The organism is Streptomyces sp. NPDC017448, assembly GCF_044330565.1.
Taxonomy (GTDB): domain Bacteria; phylum Actinomycetota; class Actinomycetes; order Streptomycetales; family Streptomycetaceae; genus Streptomyces.
Genome location: NZ_JBIRLM010000017.1, coordinates 113,077 through 133,751 on the forward strand (window position 1 = coordinate 113,077; position 20,675 = coordinate 133,751).

Here is a 20,675-nt window from a genome sequence, read left to right on the forward strand (position 1 = left end):
CCTTCGCCGACGTGTTGCGCCGCCGGGCGACAACCAGGGCCACGTTGCTTGATACGGCGCCGGCGCCGCCCCGCAGAAGTTCGTGGAAGGGCGCCGGAAGGTGCTGGACCGGTTGGGGGACGTGGTCACGGTGGTGTCGTGTGTCGAGTCACCGGACACGGGCATCGCACGTGCATGGCTGGAGCGCGGTATCCGTCTGGTCGACATCGGCGCCACCCGAAGGCTGCTCGGCGGTGTGGCGGAGCTGCGCGCTGTGGCTGCCGCCTCGCGAGCCACGGCGGTGCTCAGCGTCGGCGTCGCCCCGGACCCGACCAACCTGCTCGCATGCCGTGCGCACGATGCCGTCGGCGGTGCGTCTGGACATCGTCGTGCTCCTGGGCTCCGGCGAACGGCACGGTGCTGACGCGGTGCGCTGGAGCATCGAGGGGCTCGCCGAGCCTGTCCCGGCGTGCCCACGGCGGACCGCCCTTCCATCGCCCAGGCCGTCGCCGTCTTCGAGAACAAGCCCGGCCCTGGCTTTGTTCACGAGTTTGGGCTCTGACGCACAGTCCGTGGAGCAGTTACGGGGAGTCAGATCTCGCCGAGGAGCGCGCCGGGGCTGTCACGCCGGTTTCGAAGCCCGCGCAGCGGCGGTCACGTACGAACCAGGAGCACGAGGCCTGCGGCCAGGAGCGCGAGGCCGAAGACGGAGAGGAACCCGCCCCAGATCCGCACGAGCCGCCGCTGGAGTGGGGCGTAGCGGAGGGAGTCCATCCCTGGATGCTCGAATCCCAGTCGGTTGAAGGTCCGCAGGAGGCTGGGGTCGGCGTGGGCAGGGTTGAGGTATGTGTCCACGGTCCGCTGGGTGATACCGCGGTGGTTCGTCGCCAGCGCAAGTCCGACCACTACCAGCCCGAGGCCCAGCAGCAGGGGGGCCAGATACATCCGTTCCTCCCGTTCAGGAGCTATTCGGTAGGTGCACGGTATGCCGGGATACAGACCGGCCGTCATGCCAGAGACCGGCAATCTGAGGTTCAGTTGATTGCCTGTCTGCCACCGATGAGTACGCGCGTCCGTCCGATGGCCAGATCCCCCGAAGGGCAGAGCGTGCTCCAACCAGCCGTCACTCACGGTGCATGCTTCACGGAATGCGTGCCAGAACCCGAGTTTGGGTTCTGGCTCAAGTTCCGTGGAGGGCTGACTGACCGTAATGTCGACCTCCTATGACCAGCAGTGAGAGGCTGACGTGAGCCAGTACTACAAATTGGGTGACCAAACCCTGTGGAACCCGTCCAATGGGGCGTCCCGGCTGTTCATGAGCCAGGTCACCGTCTATCAAGCCGAAGTGGGTCTGCCCTCCGGCATCGGCCCCATGGAAGCTGACGAGTATCGGATCGACCCCATCGCATTCGCAGCGTTCGTCGACGCTCTGCTCGCCTGGCATAGCAAAACCAGGCACGCCGTCATGGCCACCCTGTCCGAAGGGTTTGTCGCCACGGTGCTGGCCTTGGCTGAGATAGCGAACATCGAGGTGAACTGGCAGGCGGCCGAGCGCGCCGAGAGCCACTATCTCAAGACGGCTTCGGATCCCCGTGCAAAGGAGTGGACAGGCGCACTGGAGCAGAAGTCACGGGAGCTCGTCCGGCACATGGCGCCCTGAGCCTGATCTGCCAGCACCTCTGGCAACTCAGGAACGTTGCCCTACGTGTAGAGCAGGACACGCTTGCGGAGGAGATCGAAGCCGGCTCGGCCGAACATCTGGCGCTTGAGCATCTTGATTCGGTTGACGTGTCCTTCAACAACACCGGAACTCCAGGGCAAGGTGAGACCAGCGATGAGGGCGTCGCGGTCCCGGTCGATGCCTGCGGCCAGGCTGTGGAGATGGGGCAGGTCGTCTTGGCGGACGGCGTCGAGCCGTTGCGGGAGCCGTTCGCCCTGGCACTCGGTGAGCACCCGGGCGAAGGACCGCACGTGATCGGCGAGTGCATCGAGTTCGGGACACTCGGCCAACACGGCCTTGAGCCGTAGCTGTTCGAGCTCGGTGAGTGTCTCCGAGCGGCTGAGAATCCATCGGGACACCACGCGGGGTCCTGGCGGCCGTGCGGTGACCCGAGAAGGGGCAGCACTTCTACGTCGGTTTGAGAGGCGGTTCACGGTCGCAGCGGGGCCGGAATGTTCACGAGTCCGGGCCCTGGCACAACTTCCGCGGTGCGATGGAAGCGAGGGCGCGTCTGCCACACTTGTGTGGTGCGCGCCGCGGTTGGCGGTGCGGGGGAGAACGGATCTCAATGTGTCCCGATGGACTGTGCTTGCCATACCCGTCGACGGTGTCAGCGAGATGGATCGAGACGCGCGTACGCTCGCGGAATTCGACGGCAGTGCGGAGGAAGCCGAATCGGCCCTGTTGGAGGCGGCGAGCACGTACGAGCACAAGCTCTGGAAGGTGAACCGACGAGAGATCTTCAGGTGCTCCAGCCGGTCCTACTTCCTCCGCGTCCACGGCCGAATGGCTACGTACGGGCTTCTGCTGCAGCTCGCTGAGCTGGTCCACGACACTGCGGAGCCCACCAGCCCGTCTCCCGCCTGAGAACGATCCACCACAGAAGTTGTGCCAGAACCCGAGTCGGGTCTGGCTCACTTTCCGTGGACCATGCACGCTGAGTGACGGTTGCCAGGCGATCGGAACCTGGCGGGTTGCCCGGAACTGACCTGTACCGGGTGTTGTGTGGCTGGCAGTTCGGCCCATTGAAGAAGTGGTGCTCCGGCTGGATGAGTTGCTGTTCCCGTCCATCGCCGACGTGGCGGTGTTGTCGGTCGACGTGGAGGACGAAGCGGTACGCATAGAGGCCCGAAGTACGGTAGTCGGAGCCATCTGTTCCGAGTGCGGAAACTGGTCACGGCGGATTCACATCTCCTACCTGCGCTTTCCTGCTGATGGGCCCAGCGAAGGCAGACGAGTCGTCCTCTACCTGCGCGTCCGCAGATTCTTCTGCCCGGTGATCTCGTGCGAGCGGCGGACCTTCGCCGACCAGTTGCCAGGCTTGACCCCTCGGTGCAGTCGGCGGACCGAGCGGCTGCGGTCGACGCTGGCCGCGGTCGGCCTCGCGCTCGCCGGTCGGGCTGGTGCCCGCCTGGTGAGTGTGTTCGGCGTGTCCGTGAGCCGCAGCACGGGGCTGCGGCTGGTTGAAGCGTTGCCTGTCCCCGAAGTTCCGGCTCTGCGGGTGGTTGGCGTCGATGAGTACGCGACTCGTAAAGGGCGTCACTACGGGACGGTCCTGGTCGACGTCGAGAGCCGGCGTCCAGTGGACCTGCTGCCCGACCGGGAGGCGTCCAGCCTGGCCGCTTGGCTCGCGAAACGGCCCGAGGCGGAGGTGATCTGCCGCGAGGGGGCACCATTCTTCGCCGAGGATGCTACGGCCGGGGCACTACAGGCGGTGCAGGTCGCGGACAGGCGGCACCTGTGGTGCAACCTGAGCGAGGCTGCGGAACGGTGCGTCGCAGACCACCGCGGATGCCTGCAGGTCCCGGCGCCAGATCCAGCCCAGCGTGCCCCTCAGCCGGAGAAATTCGAAGACCCCTCTGGCTCGCCCTGGCCGAGGGAACACCGCTTCGCCGACCGCACCCGCGTCAACCACGCGACCGTCCACGGACTGCTGGCCGCCGGGCTCAGCCGGAGGGCGATCGGCCGCCAACTCCGGATGACCTCCCGCACCGTCAAGCTCTTCGCTGACGCGGCCACTCCGGAGGAGCTGTTCCAGGGGCAGTGGCAGGGTCGGCCGTCCAAGCTCGACGCTTTCAAGTCCTACCTGGATGACCGCTGGAACCAGGGATGGACAAACGCCGGGAGGGCGTGGGAGGAGATCGTGCCGCTCGGCTATCAGGGCAGCCACCAGCGGGTTCGCGCCTATTTCGGGGAGAAGCGGCTCTCGCCAGGCCCCATCACGGCTCGGCCACCGTCACCCCGGGTCGTCGCCGGATGGATCCTTCGCCGACCGGAGACCCTCACCGAGACCGAGCACCTTCGGCCCAAGGCCATTCCGGTCCACTGCCCTGAACTCGACGCTCTCACCGGCCACGTCCGCTCCTGCGGCCAGATGCTCACAGAGCGCCAGGGCGAACGGCTGTTGCAGTGGCTCGATGCCGTCCGGCGAGACAACCTTCCCGGCCTCCATACGCTCGCCGCAGGCATCGACCGTGATCGCGAGGCGGTCATCGCCGGCCTCACCCTGCCCTGGAGCTCCGGAGTGGTGGAAGGACACGTCAACCGGATCAAGATGCTCAAGCGTCAGATGTTCGGCCGAGCCGGGTTCAATCTCCTACGAAAGCGCGTCCTTCTCTATGGATGACCACGCCCAGCGCAGGCTTGCCCACGCTATAGCCTCGGCCTGTGACCAACAGCGGCAGCCGAACGACGGAGAACGACCCTCATCCCGAGCTCCCCTGCTTTCAGGAGCTCTTGGACAGGACGGACTGGGCGTCGCTCGCCACTCCGTACGGGACCGGCGAGTCCCTGCCGGCCGCGCTTACGCGTCTCCTCGACCTCGATCCAGCCGTAAGGGAGGCCGCCGCCAAGGACTCGCTCGGCGAAGTGACACACCAGAACAGCATCTACGAAGCCACCGTGCCTGTAGCGCTCTACGTCGCGGCCATCCTCCACCACCCGGCTACCGCAGCAGGCGAACACCCCCACAGCGCCGACCTCCGACCACTGCGCCACCCCACCCGCGAAACGCTACTGGACTGGCTCGGCAACACCGCCTACGACGCAGACGACGAGACCGTCGCGATAGGCGAACGCCACTTCGATGAAGGCTTCCTCGACGCATGCCCCGACATGCGAGCTTTCCGGGAGCTGCGCCCGTTGATCTACACCGCCGTTCAACCGTTCCTCACCGACGACAATGCGAAGGTGCGCGACGCGGCCCTCGTCGCCGCCCTTCCCCTCATAGAGCACCACGCCCTCATCAGGCACCGGAATGAGCTGGCTGACCACGCCCACCGCCTGCTCAGCACCAGCACGGACCGACGCAAACGCGACCGCACACTGGACGCGCTGAACGCCTGGGGGCACGACACCGGCCCCCTGGAAAACGTGCACGACATCGCCGTCCGTGAACTACGCACCCGCATGGAGGACCACGATTCGTGGTGGGCGGGCAACGGGACAGGCGGCTGCGCCGAAGACCCGCTGTTCTGACAAAGAGGCCCATGTTTCTACATGTTGGCCGTAACTCAACGTATGCGCTCCACGGAACTTGAGCCAGAACCCGAACTCGTGAAGAGAGCCCCCCGGCCCCCTGCGCGCATACCGTGCCACCCTGGCCGCCACGGGACGCTGGGAGCACGCCCGCGCCGCCCTGGCCGCGCTGTTCAGGACCCACAACCAGGTATCGGACGGCGGGCTCGTCCTGGACGCCCCCTCTCTGCTCGCCCTCGGCCGGATGAAAACCTGACCGACCCGGCCACCTGCGGATACACCGGGACCTCGGGGTGGCACCGCGGCCATCTGGACCCCGTCCTGCGTGAACTGCGAGGCTCCGGCGGCCCCTTCGCCGGATGCGACAAGGGCGAGCACCGGGTCGAGCACCGGCTGCCCGGTTCGGCTCCCCGCGCCTGGCGCCCCGCAGACCGGTCATGACCTGCCGCGCTACGGCTCGTGGTCGATCGGTACCCTCGCAGCCGTGCGATCGACATGCCGGTGGGGCGGACCTGGCCCTGTGGGTGCGGTCCGCCCCTCCACCTGCTGCTATCTGCTCCGTCCTCGCCCGGCTCCGGGCCCTTCCGGCCTGTGCTGGGGAGGCTGCTGCCTGGAACCGGCGTTCGGGGCAGGACCGCGGCTCGGCTGGTCCGGCCTGCGGGCGGTGGTGGTGCTGCGGGATCGCGCCGCCGCCGGCAACGGCCGTGTCGGCGGCGCCAGGAGCTTGGCGTCGGCGGGCAACAGGATCGGGGCCGCGTTCCGCTCGATCCGGGCCAACCGATCCGGCCACTCCGGGCCCAGCGGGCGGCTGGCTTCACGCAGCCGCAGCTGGGTGCTGACGAATCCTGCGCTCTCGTCCTTGCCGAGTGGGCGGGTCCGCTCGGTTTCGACCCCGTCGCGCAGCCTCGGAGGAGCCACCCACTGCCCGGCGTCGTCCAGACTGTTGCTGTAGCGCGGCTTGCTCTCGCCTCGACGGTAGACGCTCGCCAGGTCGACCAGGGCCCCGCGATCAACTCGGTCGGCGAGATCGAGGATGCCCTCGAACGACTCGTCGGCGTTGGCTTGGACGGTGAGGCGGCCCTGCCCCCGGTCCGCGAGCTGCTCAAAGTACCGGTTGACGATGCCTTGGTCGCTCAGTGCTTTCGGGACGCCCATGAACAAGCCCTCGACGCGGGCTCCGGACTCTCGGTACGCGCGCATCTTGTCCTCGACGGCCTGTGCGTTCTGCGAGGTCTCCTGGATGATCGCGTGCAGCCCATGAGCGCGAACGTACTCTTCGGCCTGCGCCATCCAGGCCCGGCCGTCGGCGCGGGTGTAAGCGGCCATGAGCGTGTCGTCCTGTGCCATGAGAGCGTCGTAGGACGGGTGGTAGGGCTTGTAGAGGTCGCTGTCGACATCCACGAACCCGCCGTTCTGGTTGAGCACGGCAGCGACCATCTCGGTCACCTTGCTCTTGCCCGCACCGGGCTGGCCGACAAGGAAGACGACTGTCGGCGTTTCCTGGGGTTCGGCGCCTGCCAGAAGGTCAGGGACGATCCGTTCCCGGAAGAGGCGCTGGTTCTCGACTTCCGGTAACCGGTGGCGCTCCACCTCTTGGGGGTCGATCACGCCTGTCCCCCACGGACGTCGCTGGCCAGCTGCGCGTACTTCCGGCGGGCGGCGGCGATCTGCTTGCGGTCGCCGGACCGCAGGGCCTCCCGCTCACGGGCGAGCCTGGTCTGCGCCTCTCGCGCCTTCGTGATCAGCGACTGGTCCGGTTGCGGCTTGGCCTCCTCGGCGGCGATAAGGCTGCTGTAGGCGCCGACGGCCCCGTTGACCGCCTCGATCGCGGCTTCGTACGCGGCCGTCTCCTCGTTCGACCAGCCGTGTGCCTCCAGCGCGTGGGTGATGGAAATTCCGTTGCTCTCGGACCGGTTCGGCATGAGGCCCCCTTCTTGAAGATGTGCTCATTCTGATGGGTGGAGGGCGAACAGGAACAGTCGTTTCCCGCGCCCGCCGGTCTGGTGGCAGGTCACCCGGGCGGACCGGAGGGCCAGTCCCGCATACCCCTCAGGGCGACGGGGCGGGCATGCGTCACACTTTGACATCCGCGGCGGCCCCATGGGCGAGGACGGGGAGCACGACCGGGTCGTGCCAGGTCCAACTGCGGGGGCCGTCGGTGCGGCCGCGGACGACGAGTCGAGGAGTTCCCCCGTCTCGTCGTCGGCGTTGACCTGCCGGACCCTTCGTGTCGCGCAGGGCGAGCTCGGCGGCCTGATCGTCGTCGGCGGCGTACACCGAGCCCGCGCGCGGAACCCCTCACCGCGGATTCTCACCGCCCGCCCCGGGGCCGTGTGCCTGCCGGGTGGCGGGCCGACCCGGACGAGTCCTCTCCGTGGCACGAGGCCAGGGCATGCGAACCAGGGGCTGCCGGTGCGCCCTTGCGCGGGGGCGACGGCGTCGAATTCCTTGTGACACCAGCGAGGGCGGGGCAAGCGGGGGCCGGCCTCGGTGCCGCCCGGGCATCGTGCTGGGCGGCCGCGGCTACGACCATGACCAGTACCGCCGTCTCGTCCGGGCCCTCGGCGTGAAGCCGGTCATCGCCCGCCGGGCTCCGAGCACGGCTCGGGGTCGGGCGCCCAACGCTGGGTCGTGGAGCGTGCCTTCGCGCATCCGCACTGGTTCCGGCGTCCACGGATCCGCTGGGAGAGCCGCGACGGCATCCACGAAGCCTTCCTCACCCTCGTATGCGCACTGATCTGCCGGCGGCGCCTGACGAAGCTCTGGCCTCAATCGCGGCTGTCCAAGGTGGCGCTGAAGCCATGGTCCTGGAGCACCGGGAACGTCTGCACTGCGCCGGACAGCCATGCGTCGATCTCTTCGTGGGACGACCTGATGGCGCTGACCAGTTCCATGACGACGTCCAGCTTCTGCCGGCCGACATTCAGACGCAGTTCCGCAACCGATACCTCCCGATACGGCATGCTCAGCTGCCACCAGAAGCGCATGAGATACCGGCACTCCTGCGGCTCGCGATCATCCGCCAGGCGACTGGCGATCATCGCCTGAACACACTGGCGCTGCTCAGCGTCGCGGAATCCGTCTCGAAGGTCCGTCAGAGTCACGGCCGGACAGTACCAACCGCGCTCACCGGCAAACCCAGCGAGGTCATTCCCTTACCGCGCACGAGCTCGTTAGGCGCAGTGTCCTCGCCATGGAGCGGACGCTATGCGACCTGCTACTGCTGCTCAGGGCGGGTGATGTGTTGCTCATGCGAGTCCTCGTTTCGAAGCGGACCGAGGGCTACAAGGCGGTGAGGTCGGCGGCGTCCGGCAGTTCGGTGAGGGGCTGCCGCGCGGCACGGGGGATCCCGAATTGTGCGCGGGCCCGGTGAACGGCGGCGAGTTGGTCGGCCGCCGGGAGTCCCCAGTCGAAGAGCTCCAGGGCCTGCTCGGGTGTGGCCAGGAGTCGGATGTGGGTGCGGCCGGTTGCCGGGTCGGCGGATGGCGGGCCGAGGCGGGTGAGGGGTGCGGCGTAGCGGAGGCGGGCGTACGGCTTGTCGGGATCGCAGAGGTGGCCGAGGAACAGCGGTACGCCGAACTCGGCCGCTGCTTCTTCGCGTGCTTCCCGGCGTAGTGTGACGAGGAGGTTGCCACGGTCGGGGAGTTCGGGGGCGCCGCCCGGCAGGAGGGCTGCGCCGGTGTCCGGTTCCAGCAACACCAGGACGCGGCCGTCGGGGCCGAGGGGCCAGCCCCAGACCTGGACCACCGAGAGCTGCTCCGGGGCGGGTTCGGCGTGGAAGGGCAGGTGGTGCCGGGCGCGGGCGGTGCGAAGGGCACCGGCCCGGTCCAAGACGGTGGGTGTGATGGAAAGGCCGTTCTCCAGCAGGGCGGGCCCGGCGGAGTTGATGCGGGCGCGCAGGGCGGACAGGGCCCGCCGGGCGTCGCCGGGGGCCATCAGATCGGGCAGCCGGGCGGGTTCGACGAACTCGACGGACGTGATCTCGCGGTCGGGCAGCCGGATGGCGGCGATCTGCTCGTCGTCCCACGTGCCTCCGTCGTAGACGTGCAGGATCTCGCCGGGGAAGCGCATGCCGGCAGGGGCGTTGAGGCTGTCGGCGCTGACCCAGTCCACAGCGAGCCCTCGGTCGACGTTCATGGTGACGCCGAGTTCCTCCTGCAGTTCCCGCGCGGCGCCCCGGGCCGGGGACTCGTTCGGATCGACGGCGCCGCCAGGGAGGAGGCAGGTCGTGCGGTAGTCGACGTGCTGGATCAGGACCCGGCCGCGCTGGTCGGTGATCAGCACGGACGTACCGGCCCACAGGGCTGCCGAGGCGCGTAAGGCTCCGTACTCCTCGTCGGTCATCATCGTGCTGGGCGGCGCGTCAGGGGCGGGCGTGGCGGTCATCTCGTCTCCGGCCGTGAGGGCGGAACCATGGGGACAGCGGTTGGTCAGGCGATAACGGCTTGGGGTGCGATAAGAATCTGGGCAGGCTCGGCTGAGCAATCCGCCTGGGATTGATCAGCAGAACGTCGGGCGGGCGTCGGCGGCGAGGACGAGTTCTTTGCTCGTCTTGAGGCGGGCGGCCCGGCGGGCTGACCGGTCGGAGACCAGGCCGGCTATGGCGGCTTGGATCTCGGCGAAGTCTTCGCGGCGGCCGGTGTAGCGCTGCAGGGGCCTCCACTGCTTGTACTCGGCGTTGGCGCGCTCCACGCAGATCCGGTTGGAGGACTGTGCTCGACGTTCGTGCCGCCAGGCGTGCTGTTCGCCGAGGGCCGCGTCCTTCTTCGGCTTGCGAGGTGGAGCGATGACCTGGTGTGGGAACTGGTCGGCCCGGCCCCGGTAGCCCTCGTCGACATGCACCTTGACGCCGGGGCGGCAGCGCAGCTGCTCGGCGATGCCCTCGGTGCGCACCGCGGTCTGGTCGTGCATTCGTCCTGGCCGCGCGACCCCGGAATAGAGGGCGCGGCCCTGGCCGTCGCTGAACGTGGTGGTCTTGATGGTGTTCTGCTTGCGCTTGCCGGATACGAACGCCTTGCGGCCCGGACGCCCGGCCTTCGGGCGTCTCACCTGCACGTCGGTGCCGTCGATACGCAGCTCGACGTCTTCGGCCTCGGCGCAGGCGAACACGTCCTCGATGGTGCGCAGCCGGATGGCGGGCTGGTCGGGCACGGCGAACCCGCGCGCCGCCAGCAGCGGCCGGACCTGCCGGGTCGCGGCTGACACTGTGGAGCGGTCCACTCCTAACAGCACAGCCAGGGCCGAGTGCGGAAGATCGTGTCGCAAGTGCGCCAGCGTGACCAGCACTCGATCGACGAACACCAGACGACGCTTCGGGCCAGCACCGGCCTCGCAGCGGCGATCGCCGCCGCGCCGCTCCTGCTGCGCCTCCCATGCCGGGGCGAGCTCAGCGACGAGTTCGGCAAGATGCTGTCGGGATATGCCCGATAGGGCACGATGAGACAAGGCTGCGCGGGCTGATGACATCACATCCACGGGTGTCGCGCCTCGCGCCGCCTACGCCTGCCGCCGCTCCCACTGATCCTTCGTGATCTCGTACCGCACACCCCCGTGCTCGGAACCCTCAACCGCCATCATGTCCTCCGGTGTGGGGATGCTCTCCGCGAGCGTCATCCCGAGCTTCTCCATGACGTTGCGCGAAGGGCGGTTCACGGTCATCGTCTCGGCCCAGACCATGCGGATCCCAAGCTCGGCGAACCCCTTCGCCAGCAGCGCCTGCGAGACCTCCGTGGCGTAGCCCCGGCCCCAGGCCGCCCGGCGCAGGCGGTAGCCGAGTTCGGCCTCCTCACGCGGGCCGCTGCGGAGCGGACGCAGGCAGAACCAGCCGACGAACGCGCCGCCGTCCTTCTCGTTGGCGGCGAACAGGCCGAGGTCGTGATTCCAGCGCTCGTAGCCGGCGAGGATGCTGGGGATGGCGAGGTCGCGGACCTCCTCCGGCGGAGTCGGAGCGCCGCCGGTCAGGTAGCGCATCACCGCCGGGTCGCTGTCCAGCTCGATCAGCAGGTCCGCGTCGGCGGCGGCGAAGGGGCGCAGAGTCAGGCGCTCGGACTCGAGGTAGGTGGTCACGTGAGGAGCATGGCCGAGGCGGGTCTGACGGTCCAGGCGTTTTCGGACCGCGTCTGTCACCGGGTGGGGTGCTGGAGGAGCAGCATGGGACGGCCGCCTTCACGTCATGGCCGGGGGCCCGCCTCTATCGCTCCCCAAGTCGTAAGCCGGTGAGGGTCACCCGGCGTAGGGCCGGGGGTGAGCCGGGTGAAGGACTCGGTACGGATGATCTCGTCGCGTTCCGCTTCGGGCAGGCGGGCGAGCAGGCCGGGCAGGGGCCGCTCGCGGGCGACCTCGCTGCGGTGCGCGAGGATCGCCTCCGTCTTCACCGCGGCCCACGGTGAGACGTCGACGGTCGTGGTCACGTACGCGTCCGGCACCGCGAGGAGCGTTTTGCCCACGCTCTGAAGGAGCGGGCCGAGCCGGCCCACGCCGGATTGCGAGTGCGTGGCCGCGTACAGAGCGGCAGGTTGCCAGGGCTCCCCGGCTTCGGGGTACAGGTGCGGCAGGCCGGCGGCCTCGACGGCGAGGAGGGTGATCTGGTGGGCGCGCCGGTGGTCCGGGTGCCCCGTGAGTTGGCCCAGGGCATCGTGGCCGATGACGATATCGGGCTGGACTTCGCGGATGTGTGCGACGAGGCGGCCGACGGCTTCGTCGAGGGGCGCGTCGACGAGGCGTACGGCGCCGTCGGGGGCCGAGGCGGGGTTGCGGGCGTCGGCGTAGCCGAGCAGCCGCGGGGGCCCGGCGCCCAAGGCGTTCAGGGCCTCGGCGAGTTCGGGGGCCCGATGGCTCGTCGGCGCCCAGGTGGCGGTGACGACGGCGGTGCTGGCGCCGGCGGCATGATGCTGTGCGAGCACCCCGCCGGCCAGCAGGCTCTCATCGTCGGGATGGGCGAATACGCCGAGGAGGGAGGGCGTGTTCGGAGATGCCACCGGTGGTTGCCCTTCGTGGGTCGGTGACGGGCAGGGGGTTGGCCTGCCGGGCTGTTGGATGTTCACACGGCGGCCCCCGGGGGCATCGGCACCGGGATGCCGGTGAGCTGTTCGGCGCGCCGGGCCAGGTGCGGGGTGAGTTCGGGGTGACCGCCACGCTCGGATACCTGGAGCAGCTGGGCCAAGGCGACCAGCTCACCGATCCGTCCTTCCTCTGTGCGGAGGATGTCGGGGAACGTGGTTCTGATCCGGGCCGCGGTGGCGGGCACGGTCAGGCTGTACGCGTGGAACAGTCCGATATCGAACCCCGCCGGCATCCGGCCCCAACCCTCCCAGTCGATCAGCACCAAGGGCGGCGGAAGCAGGTTCCCCACGTGGAGATCGCCGTGGCCGGTGGTCCAGGAAGTGACCTGGATGGTGGGGATGCCGAGCAGGCGGGAGAAGTGCCGGTCGATCCACTGCTGACGCACCGCTTGCCGGGAGGTGGGCACCGTGGTCCTTGTGCGAACCGATGCCGCGTCTGTGGAGCAATGCCTCGCAGTGTGCTTGCCCCGCCTGCGTGAGCTGGGCTTTTCGTTCCCTGAGTGAGAGAGGGCGTGACCGATCCACCGCCCTGGATGTCAGTGCCGGCTGCTTACATGAGCCCATGGACACCGTGCACACGACCGCCGCCCTCCTCCCGGACCCCGCCGAGCTCCGCGCGCACCTGCGCGCGCTGGCCGTGCTGGACCAGGCGATCTGCCGCGACCCGCGGTTCTCCCGCTACTCCTTCTCCACCACCTGGGGGCCTGGGACGGAGGCGGCCCTGATGGACAACGGCTCGGGTGACGACTTCTCCGTCCTCTTCACCCCGGCCGGTGTGCTCGTCCGCGGCTTCGACCACGAGTCGGAGATGAGCCCGTACGGCACGGACGACGAACAGGTCTGGCCCGGTGTCATCGACGAGGTGCCCGCCGCGCTGCGCCCGCTCCTGGACGACCCGGCCTTCGTCGACGAGGGCCTCGGCGCCCCGCGGGTCACCGCCTGCCTGTGGTGGGAGACCGGCGGCAGCGCCTGGCGCACCGGCTCGGGCATTGAGTTCCCCTCGGGCAGCTCGGACCCGGACGGCTCCGGGCACCTTTTCCGCCTCCTCACCGACCGCTCCCCTGAGACCGTCCAGGCGCACTTCGAGGAGGACTACGGGCGGCCCGTCCCCCTCGACACCGTCCGCCACGTCCTCGCGGGCCACCCCCTGACCCCCGAAGCCGCCCGCGGCCTCAACCCGGCCGCCCTCTCCGACGAGGCCCTGCTCCGCCGGATCGCCGCCGACCCCGAGGTCGAGGCGTACCTCGCCTGCGACGGTGAGTTCGACCTCACGCGGACCGACCCCATCGAGTCGATCGCCCTGCCGGCCGGTCTCCCGGTGGAGCCTGTGGCCGGCTGCAACGCGGGAGGGACCCACTACCTCTGCGGCCCGGCCGGCTCCGACCGCGTCCGCCCCGTCCTCTACACCGATTCCGAGGGCCAGGCTTCCCTCATCGCGGAGTCCCTAGCCGAGGCCCTGACCCTGGCCATCGTTCTCCCCTCCTGGCACGACGCCCTGGCCGGCTTCCGTCCCCCCGCGCTCAACGCCGACTACCTTGAGGACAACCCGGACCACCCCGAGGTCCGCGATCGCCTCCTCGCCGCTCTCCGCCTCCCCCCGGCCACCGAGCCCGAGGTCCTGGCCCGCCTTCTCACCACGGCCGCCCGCACCGTCCCGGACGGCTTCCTCCCTTCGGTCGAGGGCGAGGAGGACGCGGCCTTCGAACCGATGCTCCGTCTGCCGGCCGAGTAGGACAGCCCCGCCGCGCGCCGCCTTCCGGACCCGACGCACCGCTACGGCGAAGCCATGACCGCACTGCCCGACTGCATGTGCCCGCCCCGCGCCGAGGGCTGTTCGCGGAGGACGTGGGCCCCCTCCCCGAGGTTCGGCCCGGCGCATGCCGGATCTTCGGCAGGAGACTTTGGGGTGATCGACCTCAAGGACGTGGAGGGATGGGTCGTCACCGGGCATCACAACAGCTGAGATCCATGGGCCAAAGTTCCGACAACTTTGGACCCGACAGTCGACTTGTCTAATGAAGGAGCTGGAGGTCACCGTGCGTAGTCACGGCCTCCAGGGGGCGAGGCCGAGAGCCCTCTCGGCGGTAGCGCGGATGAACTTCTCGTCGCCGGGCGCGAGATGGTTCACGGCTCCGGACAGGTGCCGCTCCAGCTTCGCCGCCGGCGGACTGTCAGCGACGGGGCGGGGCGGGGTGCTGTGGTGGATGGACGCGGCGAGCTGCCCGATGCGGTGGAAGATCCGCCGCTGCTGTTCGGGCGGGTGAACGGCGGCCGTGCAGGGCGCGGCCGCCCACTGCGGTGAGTACAACGGCGCGCAGTGCGAAGTCGGCGGCCACCAGCCGGGGCGCGGCCGCGCCGAGGCCGGCAACCCAGCCGCGGAGCGCGGACACTTCACGGTGGGGGAAGCGGTCGCTCTGGTGGATCTTGACGTACCACTCGCCGCCCTCGGCACCGGTCGCCCTCCACACGCGGCTTTCCGCCCTTGCCCAGGACACGTCCGTCCAAGCGGTGATCCGGCCGACCGCCTGCTCCGCGAACGCGCGTACCGCCTGCTCCGGGACCGTGCCGCGCGTGTCGGGGACCGGGAGCAGGACCAGCCGGTCGACGGTCCGGTCGTGGGCGATCGGGTCGCCGGGCTCCTGGAAGTGCACGGCCATGCGCGCGCCGGACCGGTAGGCATCCGACCCAGCTCGGCAGTACGCCACCATCGGCTCCGGCAGGGCATCGAACGGGAACCACTCCATGGCGTCGCCCACCCGGTGCTCCATGACCTTCGGGGTGCCCTGCCACCGCCGCACCTCGAAGAACACTCCGATCCGGGCGTCGCCCCCCGGGGAGCGGTGGCGCACGGTGACGGCCGCGCGGACATCGCCTGGGTCGATGACGACACCGGGCACCTCCCGGGCCTCGCGCGCCAGGGCGGTGACCATGTCCTCCCACGGGCCGCCCAGATGCCCCGAAGGCAGGTGCCACAGGCCGGCGGCAGCCACCTGCCCGATCCGCCGGGACAGCAGGACCTCCGGCCCATCGCCGGTCTCCCGGCGCAGGATCAGGTGGACGTCCACCGGCTCGGCGTGCCGTTCGCCCCTGCTCACCGGGTGCGTCATCGTGTCCACCCCATGTCCGAGTACGGGCGGCCGGCGAGGATCGCCTCGATCGCCTGTCGGGTGTAGGGCACGGTGTTGTCCGGTAGCTCCTTGGGGTTGAACCACCGCCATTCCACGCACCGGTCGGGTTCCAGCACCTGCGGGACACCGGACCAGGACCGGGCCCGGAAGAACAGCTGGATTCTCGGGCTCGCGGTGGGCGAGCGCTGGCTGTGGACCAGGTGCACAAGTTCGACCCCTCCGGGATCGAGGATCAGCCCCGCTTCCTCCTCCGCCTCCCTGATCAGGGAGCTGATCGCGTCCTCCCGCTCGCAGTGCCCCGCCAGGGCGTGCCAGATGTTCCCGGCGTACGCGGAGTCCGGGTGGCGTAGTCCCAGAAGGACCCGGCCGTCGGCGTCCTGGAGGTAGAGGTGGACCCCCACGATGTGGAGCTCGGTCCCCGCCGGGGACCGGTCGGCCGACGGGCGGGGCGCCTGGGGCGGGGCGGAGGCCGGGGGGTGCTGGGCGGCGTGGCGGCGGATCAGGTCGCCGAGGCCGGGGGCTTGGGGCAGCCGGTCGAGCATGTCCGGGGTGCACCAGTGCAGCAGGACCCCTTCGCGCAGTCCGGCGGCGTCCGGGTGCCCCCGCCACACGCCGGTGAAAATCTGAACGGGAACGCCCAGCCCGTCCACGCTCGTGGCCTCCTCCACGGCGAACGGCTCCAGACCGGTGAGCCGCAGCCCCGGAACTTCCTCGCTGAGCTCGCGCAGCAAGGTCGCCTCCAGGGAGGCGTCGCCGGGGGCCCGGCCGCCGCCGAGAAGGGCGAACACGCCGGGTTCCCAGATTCCCTCGAGCTGGTCGCGTAGATGCACCAGGTAGCGGCCGGCCGCGTCGTGGACGATCACGGAGGCGTTGACCGGCTCCCGGGCGGGGCTCAGGTCGGCGCCGAGAAGCTTCTTCCGCAGGGTGGGGGAGGTGACCTGGTCGAGCGGCAGCCAGACGGCGGCGGAAACCTCCTCGGCCTGCAAAGCCGTCTCGGTGGAGGAGGGAACAAGGTGGAAGACGAACCGGAAGTCGTAGTGCTGGTGGGCCGCTTCGCCCTTGGCCGGGTTGGCGTCGATGGGGTGGACGTCGATGTCGGCGGGCTCGTGGCAGAAAGCGGCGCTCTGACAGAGCAGCGCCGGGGCGATACCGGTCTCCTCGTGGACCTCGCGGACGGCGGTGGCCAGAAGCGTCGCATCACCGGCCTCGACATGCCCGCCGGGGGCGAGCAGCAGCCCGTCCGAGGCGTTGTGCCGCACGTGCAGCACCCGGCCGGTGTGGTCGATCACGGCGGCGCTGCACGTGATGTGTCCGGGCAGGGTCGCCCGCGACGTGGGGTCGAACGGGTCATCGAGCCCGTCCAGCAGTGGTGTAAGGGCGCGGCGCTCATCGGGGTGGCGGTCGAGGTAGGCGGTGACGACTTCACGGATGTGGGATCGGGTGGGCGGCATCAGTACCTCACAGGGAGCGTGGACGGGGCGGTTGAGAGCCGGGTCGAGCGGAGGTGTCTCCCGCGGGTTCAGAAGGGGTCTTCCGGGAACGGCATGACGTGGAGCCCGGCCAGGGCTTCCCACTCGCCCGGGCCCCGGCCGAGGTGCGCCTCGGCGGTTCTGTGGATCGCGGTGGAGCTGGGGGACATGGCCGTCGTCTCGCCTTCGAAGCCGTGAGCACGGTGTGGTGGGCAGGCTGAGGGAAGCTGGGCGCTCGGGTGGATCAGCTCGCCGTCCGGTGGCCGGACTGCTGCGCACCGCGGGGGGCGGGAACGCCGTCGGATGCCGCCGCGATCCCGTACTGCGCGGCCTGGGCGGCGAACATCCCCTGATACCGGCCGCCCTCGATGGCCATGAGGTCCGCGTGGGTGCCGTCCTCGATGACGCTGCCCTGATCGAGGACGTAGATGTGGTCGGCGTTCATGGTCGCGGCGAGGCGGTGGGTGACGAGCACGACCGCGTGCCCCTCCTCGGCGAGGGACCACAACCCCTCGAACGCAGCGATCTCCGAGTGAGGGTCGAGGGCACTGGTCGGCTCGTCGACCAGCAGGAACGGCGCCTGCCGGTACCTGGTGCGAGCTGTCCCCAGCTTCTGCCACTGGCCGCCCGAGAGCTGGACACCGCGCTCGAAGCCCTTGAACACGATCGAGTCCCAACCGTGCGGCAGGCCCTCGACCAGTTCAAGCACATCGGCCTCACCGGCGGCCTGGCGGACGCGGTCCATGTCCCGGGGACGGTCACCGGCGCCGATGGCGACGTTCGCGGCCGCCGTCATCTCCCAGCGAGGGAAGTCCTGTGCCAGCAGGCCGACGTGGGCGAAGATCTCGGCGCGGTCAGCTTCGCGCAGCTCGACGTGGGCGCCCGACTCGCCCACCCAGTCCACGGTCCCCTCGGTGGGGAGCAGCAGTCCGGCCAGCACCTTGGTGAGGGTGGTCTTCCCCGACCCGTTCGCGCCCACCAGCGCGGTCACCTCGCCCCGCGGTACGCGCACGCTCACGCCCTTCAGGGAGGGGCCGTCTGCGCCCGGGTAGGTGTACGAGACCACCGACGTCCTCACCTCCCGCACCGGCGCGGGCAGCGGGGCACCGGCGAGGGGGATCGCGTTCTCCCCCGCCACCTTGACGGCGTCCTCGGTATCGGTGAGGAGCAGCAGCTCCTCGTACAGCCGGTTGACCTGCTGCACCAGCGACGTCAGCCGCGCCGTCGACGTACGGATGGCGATCACCGCCGTCCCACCGACCGCGAGCGGCAGACCGCCGGTCGACAGCAGCCACCACAGCGCCCCGTAGCAGGCCAGCGACGCCATACCGGCGAATCCGCCCGCGACCAGGTCCGTGGACGCCTGGGCCCGGGCCAGACGACGCTGCTCGGCTTCCGTCTGCCGGGACATCTCCTCGTAACTGGAGAGCAGCTTCGCTCCGGCGGCGTGTACGCGGAGCTCACCCGCGGCGTGCGGACGAGTCAAGTAGGCCAGCAGGGACGCGATCGCCCTGCGGTGGTCGACCCAGTTCATCCGGGAGAGGTAGTCGCGGCGCGCCGAGCGGACCGCGCCCCACCCCTTGGGCAGAGCGATCGCCAGCAGCATGGGCAGCAGTACCGGGTGCAGCGCGGCGAGCACGACCGCGGCCGCGGCCATGCCGATCACGACGTTGCCGACGCCGACCGACAGCCCCAGCATGCGGCGGGCCGAGTCCGTACCGAACTTTCCCGCCTCCAGGATCCGCTGGACCTCAGGCTTTTCGGTGGCTTCCACCTCCACCTGGGTGACGGCCGTGTAGTACCGCGCGGAGACCGCTCGCTCCACCTGGGGCTCCAGCCGGCCGGACATGGCCGTCGACCATGCCGACAGAACGGCGCCGGCCACTGCCGCGACGGCGAGCGCCACCAGGGACGGCAGGGCGTCGCGGAGCTTGTCCACGGTCGGGCCGTCGGCGAACAGCTGCGCGAGGACGCCGTTGACCGCCACCAGCCCCCACCCGGCAGTGACGCCCTGCCCGAGCTCGGCCGCCACGACCCCCATCAGCGCGCGCCGGTCCGCCTTCCAGCCGGTGCGCAGCACCATGCCCACCATGCGCGGCAGCGCGGCCGCCATGTGCCCGAACTTCAGCCGGGTCAAAGGGCCTTCATGGCGGGTGTAGGACTGGTCGTAGCGCAGCCGGCCCCCGTACAGCTCCCGCTCGGCGTCGGAGATGCTGTCCGTGCTCTCGGTCCTCGGGCCGCTCGCGGTCTCGTCGCTGCCGGATTCGACTGACGTCAATGTGTTCCCCCTCGTGGACGTGGCGGTGGTGTCTCCGTGCTCAACGACGCCGCACGATTTCGAGCACCTGTTCCTTTCGGACGCCTTGCGCGCCCTGTGATTCAGCGGATTTCCGAGCGTGCGCAGTGCACCGACCCTTGCCGCACAAGGACGCGCGACTCGGGGGAGGTTGGCCGAAACGCCGCCATTCCGTCCCTGCGGAGATCGGCTGTCGGCGAGCCCTCGTCGCTGGGTACCGAGGACGCCGCTCCGAGCCGCGCGTTCGCGTCCTGGAGCTGATCCGGATCGACGATGGCGGGCAGGAGGCTGATCGCCGCGGCGTCGTGCACCACCTTGGCCGCCCCGAGGACGACCGCGACCGCGCACAGCCGCCAAACGGTGAGCACCCCGGCCCCCGCGGCGGCCGGGACGGTCATCAGCGCGCCGGCGGCCGCCAGCTCCGAGACGATCAGCTGGGGCTTCTTGGGGTGCCGGTCGGACAGGGCCCCGGCCCACAGCGCGACCGCGTTCGGAAGGCTGCCGAGGAACGCGAGCACGGCAACCTCGCTGGCCGACGCACGCAGCTCCCATAGGGCCAGCGCAGGCAGAGCGACGACGCTCACCGCCGACCCGGACAGGGTCACCGCCTCACTGCCGAGCAGGAACCGGAAGGCCTGCCTCGACCACACGGGGGGCTTCGCCTTCTCGTCGGCAACGCTCACCGAGCCTCACCTGCGCCCTTCATCAGAAACAGCAACAGCGAGTGCAGGACGGTCAGGACACCGGCGGCCGCGACGAGGGAGATCAGGCTGTTCAAGGCGCTGCTGCAGTAGCCGATCACCCGGCGGACGGAATCGGCCCCGAACCGGGCACCGCCCGGCGGGGGAGGGTGTGCGGATTCGGGCACCGGGGGAGCCGGCCACGAAGCGGGTGGTGGCGGGTCTTGGCATGGGCCGCCTTCGTTCGGGCGTGCGCAGTGGCGCACAGGCGCGGATGTGTCGGGGCATGCCGCATACCGCCGTGTCGCTCTGCGCGTGGCGGTGATCGGTGGGTCTGCACGATCGGCCGGGTCGAACTGTCCGGAGGGCGGATCGTGCTGGAGTCCGGGGGCGGGCCGGCCGGGTGAAGCTCTTAGTCGGCGGGCCAGTTGTGGTAGGTCAGGCCGCCGGGGTCGGTGAGGCTGCCCTGGAGCCCGGCGGCCGGGTACGGGATGAGCTCGTTGGGGAGGTCGTGCTCGGCGAACCACTCCAGGGCCAGGCACTTGTCCGGCTCCCGGTTCACCGGGTCTCCGGAGAATTCGGTGGCCTCGTAGAAGAAGCCGATCCGGTCGGGGGTTCCGTCGCCCTGATGGTGGATGACCGTGTGCAGCAGGGTGAGTGAGTCCGGATCGACGTCCAGGGCGGTCTCCTCCTTCAGTTCGCGCGCGGCTCCGACGGCGGGCTTCTCATCGGGGTCGAGCTTGCCCGAGGGGGCGTGCCACTGCCCATGTCCGTAGGGGCCTCCGCGCTGGGACAGTAGCAGCTTCTCACCGGCGCGGACGATGACGTGGACGTCGATGATCGGCTTCACGGGGGGGTTCATGTG

The 20,675-nt window shown here is 70.0% G+C and carries 20 protein-coding genes and 2 pseudogenes; 6 read left to right on the forward strand and 16 right to left on the reverse strand.

What is annotated here, in order from left to right; translation table 11 throughout:
• Nucleotides 1–633: 633 nt before the first annotated feature.
• Entirely contained in the window at nt 634–924 is a 291-nt protein-coding gene (locus ACH4K1_RS25080) for a hypothetical protein (RefSeq protein ID WP_398091704.1), read from the reverse strand.
• 301 nt (nt 925–1,225) lie between these two features.
• On the opposite strand from ACH4K1_RS25080, the gene ACH4K1_RS25085 reads away from it, so the two are divergent.
• Complete coding sequence (locus ACH4K1_RS25085; protein WP_398091705.1) at nt 1,226–1,639, forward strand: DUF6086 family protein; 414 nt, start codon at nt 1,226–1,228, stop codon at nt 1,637–1,639.
• A 41-nt stretch (nt 1,640–1,680) separates the two neighbouring features.
• Here ACH4K1_RS25085 and ACH4K1_RS25090 read toward each other — a convergent pair.
• Nucleotides 1,681–2,097: pseudogene (locus ACH4K1_RS25090) on the reverse strand (transposase); the annotation flags it as partial.
• 220 nt (nt 2,098–2,317) lie between these two features.
• On the opposite strand from ACH4K1_RS25090, the gene ACH4K1_RS25095 reads away from it, so the two are divergent.
• From ACH4K1_RS25095 to ACH4K1_RS25110, 4 genes are all read left to right on the forward strand, one after another.
• Entirely contained in the window at nt 2,318–2,566 is a 249-nt protein-coding gene (locus ACH4K1_RS25095; protein ID WP_398091706.1) for a hypothetical protein, read from the forward strand.
• Between the two features lie 166 nt (nt 2,567–2,732).
• A complete protein-coding gene (locus tag ACH4K1_RS25100) occupies nt 2,733–4,325 on the forward strand; it encodes an ISL3 family transposase (RefSeq protein WP_398091707.1) in 1,593 nt (530 codons plus the stop codon).
• A 41-nt stretch (nt 4,326–4,366) separates the two neighbouring features.
• Nucleotides 4,367–5,176, forward strand: coding sequence for a hypothetical protein (locus tag ACH4K1_RS25105; protein ID WP_398091708.1), 810 nt, complete (start codon nt 4,367–4,369; stop codon nt 5,174–5,176).
• A 42-nt stretch (nt 5,177–5,218) separates the two neighbouring features.
• A complete protein-coding gene (locus ACH4K1_RS25110; RefSeq protein ID WP_398091709.1) occupies nt 5,219–5,617 on the forward strand; it encodes a DUF4913 domain-containing protein in 399 nt (132 codons plus the stop codon).
• 108 nt (nt 5,618–5,725) lie between these two features.
• Here the strand turns inward: ACH4K1_RS25110 and ACH4K1_RS25115 are convergent, their stop codons facing one another.
• From ACH4K1_RS25115 to ACH4K1_RS25150, 8 genes and pseudogenes are all read right to left on the reverse strand, one after another.
• Nucleotides 5,726–6,784 (reverse strand): zeta toxin family protein, encoded by a 1,059-nt coding sequence (locus tag ACH4K1_RS25115; RefSeq protein ID WP_398091710.1) that lies wholly within the window; start codon nt 6,782–6,784, stop codon nt 5,726–5,728.
• Nucleotides 6,781–7,098, reverse strand: a complete 318-nt coding sequence (locus ACH4K1_RS25120) for a hypothetical protein (protein WP_398091711.1) — start codon at nt 7,096–7,098, stop codon at nt 6,781–6,783. Before ACH4K1_RS25120 ends, ACH4K1_RS25115 begins: the two co-directional genes overlap by 4 nt.
• An 846-nt stretch (nt 7,099–7,944) precedes the next feature.
• Entirely contained in the window at nt 7,945–8,280 is a 336-nt protein-coding gene (locus ACH4K1_RS25125) for a hypothetical protein (RefSeq protein WP_398091712.1), read from the reverse strand.
• Between the two features lie 178 nt (nt 8,281–8,458).
• Nucleotides 8,459–9,562: an NUDIX domain-containing protein gene (locus ACH4K1_RS25130; RefSeq protein WP_398091713.1), complete on the reverse strand. Its 1,104-nt coding sequence runs from the start codon at nt 9,560–9,562 to the stop codon at nt 8,459–8,461.
• Nucleotides 9,563–9,742: 180 nt separating this feature from the next.
• Nucleotides 9,743–10,642: pseudogene (locus tag ACH4K1_RS25135) on the reverse strand (transposase family protein); the annotation flags it as partial.
• 30 nt (nt 10,643–10,672) lie between these two features.
• The gene (locus ACH4K1_RS25140; RefSeq protein ID WP_398091714.1) at nt 10,673–11,242 is read right to left on the reverse strand and encodes a GNAT family N-acetyltransferase; all 570 of its coding nucleotides are present in this window, start codon (nt 11,240–11,242) and stop codon (nt 10,673–10,675) included.
• Between the two features lie 104 nt (nt 11,243–11,346).
• Complete coding sequence (locus ACH4K1_RS25145) at nt 11,347–12,153, reverse strand: PIG-L deacetylase family protein (protein ID WP_398091716.1); 807 nt, start codon at nt 12,151–12,153, stop codon at nt 11,347–11,349.
• Nucleotides 12,154–12,215: 62 nt separating this feature from the next.
• Nucleotides 12,216–12,644: a phosphotransferase gene (locus ACH4K1_RS25150; protein ID WP_398091717.1), complete on the reverse strand. Its 429-nt coding sequence runs from the start codon at nt 12,642–12,644 to the stop codon at nt 12,216–12,218.
• Nucleotides 12,645–12,799: 155 nt separating this feature from the next.
• Here ACH4K1_RS25150 and ACH4K1_RS25155 point away from each other — a divergent pair, with 155 nt between their 5' ends.
• Nucleotides 12,800–13,969: a hypothetical protein gene (locus ACH4K1_RS25155; protein WP_398091718.1), complete on the forward strand. Its 1,170-nt coding sequence runs from the start codon at nt 12,800–12,802 to the stop codon at nt 13,967–13,969.
• A 439-nt stretch (nt 13,970–14,408) separates the two neighbouring features.
• Here the strand turns inward: ACH4K1_RS25155 and ACH4K1_RS25160 are convergent, their stop codons facing one another.
• From ACH4K1_RS25160 to ACH4K1_RS25185, 6 genes are all read right to left on the reverse strand, one after another.
• On the reverse strand, nt 14,409–15,344 hold the full coding sequence (locus tag ACH4K1_RS25160; RefSeq protein WP_398091719.1) for an NUDIX domain-containing protein: 936 nt from the start codon (nt 15,342–15,344) through the stop codon (nt 14,409–14,411).
• A complete protein-coding gene (locus ACH4K1_RS25165) occupies nt 15,341–16,816 on the reverse strand; it encodes an NUDIX domain-containing protein (RefSeq protein ID WP_398091720.1) in 1,476 nt (491 codons plus the stop codon). The genes ACH4K1_RS25160 and ACH4K1_RS25165 overlap by 4 nt, the downstream gene beginning before the upstream one ends.
• 262 nt (nt 16,817–17,078) lie before the next feature.
• Nucleotides 17,079–19,046, reverse strand: coding sequence for an ATP-binding cassette domain-containing protein (locus ACH4K1_RS25170; protein WP_398091755.1), 1,968 nt, complete (start codon nt 19,044–19,046; stop codon nt 17,079–17,081).
• A gap of 167 nt (nt 19,047–19,213) precedes the next feature.
• Nucleotides 19,214–19,813 (reverse strand): hypothetical protein, encoded by a 600-nt coding sequence (locus ACH4K1_RS25175; RefSeq protein ID WP_398091721.1) that lies wholly within the window; start codon nt 19,811–19,813, stop codon nt 19,214–19,216.
• Nucleotides 19,810–19,932 carry a hypothetical protein gene (locus ACH4K1_RS25180; RefSeq protein ID WP_398091722.1) on the reverse strand — a complete coding sequence of 41 codons (123 nt, stop codon included), beginning with the start codon at nt 19,930–19,932 and terminating at the stop codon, nt 19,810–19,812. The genes ACH4K1_RS25175 and ACH4K1_RS25180 overlap by 4 nt, the downstream gene beginning before the upstream one ends.
• Nucleotides 19,933–20,222: 290 nt before the next feature.
• A complete protein-coding gene (locus ACH4K1_RS25185) occupies nt 20,223–20,672 on the reverse strand; it encodes an NUDIX domain-containing protein (protein ID WP_398091723.1) in 450 nt (149 codons plus the stop codon).
• Between the last annotated feature and the right edge of the window lie 3 nt (nt 20,673–20,675).